Origin of the sequence: Porphyromonas sp. COT-290 OH860 (assembly GCF_000768935.1) — a bacterium.
Taxonomy (GTDB): Bacteria; Bacteroidota; Bacteroidia; order Bacteroidales; family Porphyromonadaceae; genus Porphyromonas.
The window spans coordinates 1-657 of record NZ_JRAR01000016.1 but is presented as its reverse complement, the minus strand read 5'-3'; the positions used below and the strand labels follow the sequence as shown (position 1 = coordinate 657).

At 45.8% G+C, this 657-nt stretch carries 1 pseudogene; it reads right to left on the bottom strand.

Annotation, left to right across the window (positions count from 1 at the left end):
- Nucleotides 1-128: 128 nt before the first annotated feature.
- Nucleotides 129-518, bottom strand: a pseudogene (locus tag HQ41_RS02275) (site-specific integrase); the annotation flags it as partial.
- Nucleotides 519-657 lie beyond the last annotated feature (139 nt).

The following is a 657-nucleotide window of genomic DNA, read 5'->3' as shown; positions in this document are numbered from 1 at the left end:
GGGGGATAGTATTCAAGGCTCCCAAAGCGGCTCAAACACTCAAAAAACACCGAGAAAGATACAAGAACCTTTGAGCCGCGCATTGCGCAATAGTCTCATCTTGAATGTACTGCGCATGATATTTGATATTAAAGGGTCAGTCTTAAATCTTCCGTAAAAGAGAGAAACCTGCCAAATTCATCGAAGAGTTTTTTCGGTGTTACCTGTGCATAACGCTCTGTCGTTTGGAGACTGCCGTGTCCCAGCATCCGGCTGACCGTTTCGATCGGAACTCCGTTCTCCAGCGTGACTAATGTGGCGAATGTATGCCTTCCGACATGTGCCGAGAGTGGGATCGTGATACCGGCTTTCAGTTGCAACGCTTTCAACTGCATAAGATAGACCGGATAAGGAACGGGATCGAACAGCGTTTCCCTCTCTCCCGAATGGTATTTCTCTATCAGAGTCATGGCTTCGGTCAGGAGTTTGATACGGCAAAGAGACTCCGTCTTTTGTCTTCTGAACTTCAGCCAGAGAGACCGTTGCACGGTATTTTGCCTCTTTTCGGCTAGAAACGTTATGTATATCCCTGATTATTACTATCTTTAATATGTAATTAACTGTATCGACATGGCAACCAAACCAACCGAACAAGCTCCGAGCTTCCTACAAGTATAT